Annotated in this window: 3 protein-coding genes; 1 reads left to right on the forward strand and 2 read right to left on the reverse strand. The window is 34.6% G+C overall.

Features of this window, described 5'->3' with window-relative positions; genetic code table 11:
* Nucleotides 1-8 precede the first annotated feature (8 nt).
* Together GNE10_RS32325 and GNE10_RS32330 are read right to left on the reverse strand one after the other, a co-directional pair.
* Nucleotides 9-518 carry a GNAT family N-acetyltransferase gene (locus GNE10_RS32325; RefSeq protein WP_185570069.1) on the reverse strand — a complete coding sequence of 170 codons (510 nt, stop codon included), beginning with the start codon at nucleotides 516-518 and terminating at the stop codon, nucleotides 9-11.
* Nucleotides 519-967: 449 nt separating this feature from the next.
* On the reverse strand, nucleotides 968-1,438 hold the full coding sequence (locus tag GNE10_RS32330; protein WP_185570071.1) for a hypothetical protein: 471 nt from the start codon (nucleotides 1,436-1,438) through the stop codon (nucleotides 968-970).
* Nucleotides 1,439-1,748: 310 nt separating this feature from the next.
* Between GNE10_RS32330 and GNE10_RS32335 the strand changes: the two genes are divergently transcribed.
* Nucleotides 1,749-4,352: a CHAT domain-containing protein gene (locus tag GNE10_RS32335; protein WP_311774905.1), complete on the forward strand. Its 2,604-nt coding sequence runs from the start codon at nucleotides 1,749-1,751 to the stop codon at nucleotides 4,350-4,352.
* The last annotated feature ends 100 nt before the right edge of the window (nucleotides 4,353-4,452 follow it).

Genomic DNA, 4,452 nt, shown 5'->3' on the forward strand with positions numbered 1-4,452 from the left:
GATTAATACTACACCCCATCAAAAGCTGGTGGATAAACAACCTTCCCCTGATACTTTTCTTGATAATTTTGCAGTGGTTTAACCATAAAGAATTCTTCTGGTACTGGAAAGGGAGATTCAATTCCATAAAGCACAGAAGTCTGAAAGCCAAAGCGGGTATAAAATTCTGGATGACCTAGTACAATTACTATGGCTTCTTTCTTTGTTTCTGCTATTTCTAAGCCTGCTTTGATTAATGCACTACCAATTCCTTGTTTTTGAAACTCTGGACGAATTGCTAAAGGTGCTAAACCAAGTACTTGTAATGTTTGTTCCTTCGCCAGGTCAATATAGCTAAATAAGATGTGACCGACTACCATACCTTCAATTTCAGCAACTAGCGAAAGTTCTGGAATATAGCGGTGAGAATGACGTATTCGTTCCACCAATTTGGCTTCGTTATCTTGACCAAAAGCTAAAGTATTCACCTGGGCTATTGCTGGGTAGTCTGTCAAAGTTTCAGGACGGATATTTATCATTTTAAAATCAATTCTATAAAAATCCAGTTTCCTCGATATTCTAACGGAATCTCTGTTTTTTCTAAATATGGCTCGATATTGTAAAAACCAAATCTACGATAAAGTGCTTGTGCTTCTTTTGCCTAAGACGCGGTGTCTAGGCAAAGTTTAGAGTAACCAATAAACTTCTTGCAGAAGTCGGGAAAAGGGGCAGGGGAAAGGGGGAAAAGTTTGGTATTTTCCCTTTCCCCAATAAAGATGCATCCCTTTTCCCACAAAAGTGCAAAAAGCAATTGATTGCAACAAACTCCATGAACACAATTCACAACGAAGGAATGAAAATATTTCTTCCCCAATCCCCAGTCCCTATTTTCAAGGCAGGTCTAATGTTAGTAAATTCATTGATGATAGCTTGTAAGAATGCTCGACCTATTGCTTTTCGGCAGAATTCTGGTTGCACCGATCGCACTTTATTCTTTTGGCTGTAAACCTAATTGACAAATCATTTTTGCTTCATCAACAGAGTAATATTGCTCGAATTCAATTTGTGGTTGTCCACACCAGCCCTGTCTAAACCACTGATAACGATTTAAAGTTTTAGATTCTCCTTCTATACGAGCACGACATCCTTTGTTTTTCCATCCATTAGCCTCTAGCCATCTCATATCAAGAGAACCAGAATCAATTAAATAACGTCCATTAGATTCTGATAGTGATTTAGCTACATATTTTTTAGTAATTAAACCTTGAATACATCTAACTAGATTAGTTTTTTGGCATTCTCCTAATGCCGCATCTGCTGAAATCCCTAAATTAGTATATTCTTTGAAACATTGCATAAATGCTGCTTCTTGCGCTTGAACTACCGTTTCACCAAAGGGAATGCTACTAAAAGATACTATGACTGTGGTAGCTACGAGTAGTTTATGCAACTTATTCATCGTTATTTCCTAGAAAATAATTTTACCTGCCATATATTTACTCGATAAATCAAATCTGAAGAATACATAATGATGTTTGGAAAATTGCAGAAAACTGCATAGCCAACGTACATCAATTTTGCTATTAATGATTTTTTACATAAATATTCTTTCAATTAGTTGACAAATATATAAATTATCTGATTTCATTTTTAGTAAACCTATTTGTAATCACTTCACCGTGGTCAAAAAATTTTCTAAATCAACTACTTATTATTGGTTAACAATTCTATTTTTTGTCAGTTTCACTTTTTGTGTATGGTTAAATAATGTGCAATTAATCATTCCACAAGTGAGTATAGGCAATTTAGTCCAAGCTCAAGCCATTGATGCTGATAAATTAGTTAACAGAGGAGTTGAAAATTATAAAACAGGTAACTTTCAGGCTGCAATTCAATCTTGGGAAGCAGCTTTAAAGCTATACGAACAACAGAAAAACTATAATCATGTCACTGTTGTGAGTGAAAATTTAGCACGAACTTATCAACAATTGGGTGAAAATGAGCAAGCTCTAAATTATTGGGATAAAGTTAAGAATTACTATGGCTCTCAACAAAACTGGCAAAAAGTAGGGCGGGTATTAACAGAAATAGCCCAAGTTTACAGTAATGTTGGACAAACAGGAAAAGCTATTAATTTTTTATGTGGTGCTTCTGATATAAAAAATATCGAAAACTTAACTTGTCAGCAAGGTAGTGCATTACAGATAGCTACACAACAACAGGATAAAGTCGGAGAAATTGCAGCATTAGGAAGTTTGGGTGAAACTTATCGCCTTCGAGGGAATTATGATGTAGCTATTCAATATCTGGAAGCTGCTAAAAAAAGTGATAATCAGACGTATAATTTTGCCATCCTTAATAGTTTAGGTAATGCTCGCGCCAGCCGTGCCCAACTTTGGAATTTACGTGCGAAATCTGCTCAACAACAAAGTGTTTTGAAAGCAACTGAATTCCAACAAAACGCCAACAATGATTATCAACAAGCCCTGGAATATTTCCAAGCAAGCCTCAAAGAAGCTCGTGAACAAGATAATAAATCTGGGGAGATGCGAAGTCTGCTGAATCAAATTCAGCTTTTTTATCGCTCAAAAACAATTAGCTTAATACCCCAGAATGAATTGGAGGTAAATATCCAAGCAGCTTTAGGACTATTGGATAAATTACCTGATTCTGTTAATAAAGTATATAGCGCCATCGATTTAGCAAATTTACCTGGTGTTGATGAAGAATTAAGTTCGCCATTTACTCAATGTTTAACAAAATCAAAATTACCAAACTCCCAAGCCAAGGAATTATTTAACCAAGCTATCAAAATTTCTCAAAGGCTGGAAGATTACCGTTCTGGATCTTATGCTTTGGGAGCGCTTGGTCATTTTTATGAATGTCAAGAAAAAAATTATAAACTAGCTTGGGAATTTACTAACAAAGCAATTTGGTTAGCAGATCAAAAATTAAAGGCTAAAGATAGCTTATATTTATGGGAATGGCAAGCCGGGAGAATTTTAAAAGCAGAAAATCAAAATACTAAGGCACTTCCTTTTTATCAACGCGCATACAATATTCTAGAACAATTACGCAGTGATATTCTCATTGCCGACCGGGATTTTCAATTCGATTTTCGGGATATCATTGAGCCTGTGTATCGTCAGTTAGCACAACTTCAATTGGAATTTGCTTCTCCAAATATTAGTAATAATAAAGAACTGAATAAACCAGATTTTAATTCTGCCTTAACTACAATAAATTCTCTCAGGTTAGCAGAAATTCAAAATTACTTTGGAAATGATTGTATTTTAACCGCCATTGAAAATAGAAATATCGCCGAAGTTGTAGAAGAGAATTCTGCTTTTATTAGTTCGATAGTCCTCAAAGATAAAACAGGAATTATCTTAAGTTTACCTAATCAAGAAACGCATTTAGAATGGATAGATAAAAGCCAGGAAACTCTTCGTCAAAAAATTAAAGACTTCTACGATGGGTTAATTAGGGGAAAGCGAGATATTATCTATAGTACTAAAGATGCTGAAAACCTTTATGAATTAATTATTCGTCCCTTGGAAAAATATTTAGAAGCTCAAAAAATTCAAACTTTAGTATTTATCCAAGATAGCTTTTTACGTAATGTTCCGATGGCTGCACTTTATGACAAAATAGACAAAAAATATTTGATTGAAAAATATGCGATCGCCACTACACCAAGCTTACAATTAACCTCCACACAAAAAGTTAATTTCAAATCAACTAGAGCCTTGGTTTTAGCTGTGAGCAAAGAAATAAAAATTGATGATTTATTATTTGAACCATTAATCAATGTTCCTTTAGAAACTAAAAGCATCCAAGAACAATTTACCAATACTAAAAAATTAGAAAATCAAGATTTTACAATTAGTAATTTAGAAAAAGAAATTCAAAACACAGCCTATCCAATTATTCACGTCGCAACCCACGCACAATTCGGCACAATTCCCGAAGATACATTCCTGGTCACAGGAAATAATGATAAACTCACAATTAATCAACTAGAAACTTTACTGCGTGAAACTAATAATAATTCAACTAAGTTAGAATTATTAGCACTCACCGCTTGTCAAACAGCAGTTGGTGACGATAGATCAACCTTAGGGTTAGCAGGTGTAGCATTACAAGCTGGTGCTAAAAGTGCAATGGCTTCATTATGGTCTGTGGGGGATGAATCTACAGCCAATTTAGTAGCAGAGTTTTATAATCAATTACGTCAACCAAAAATCACTAAAGCACAAGCTTTACAACTTGCTCAATTGAAACTGATTAATGCAAAAACAACTGAAATTGACATCCAATATAATCACCCCTATTATTGGGCACCATTTATTATTATTGGAAATTGGCTGTAAAGAATTTAGGACTTACGCAAGAACTCTCTCAAACTCTTATAACTTCGTGCCCTTTGCGTCCTTTGCGGTTAGTTTATTCATACTTTTGCGTAAGTCCTAA

This window comes from Nostoc sp. 2RC, assembly GCF_014222165.1.
Classification (GTDB): Bacteria; Cyanobacteriota; Cyanobacteriia; order Cyanobacteriales; family Nostocaceae; genus Nostoc; species Nostoc linckia.

Bases quoted from the DNA above. Each gene is read 5' to 3' on its own strand.
- GNE10_RS32330 (WP_185570071.1), bottom strand. From the start codon at position 1,438: ATGAATAAGTTGCATAAACTACTCGTAGCTACCACAGTCATAGTATCT.
- GNE10_RS32325 (WP_185570069.1), bottom strand. From the start codon at position 518: ATGATAAATATCCGTCCTGAAACTTTGACAGACTACCCAGCAATAGCC.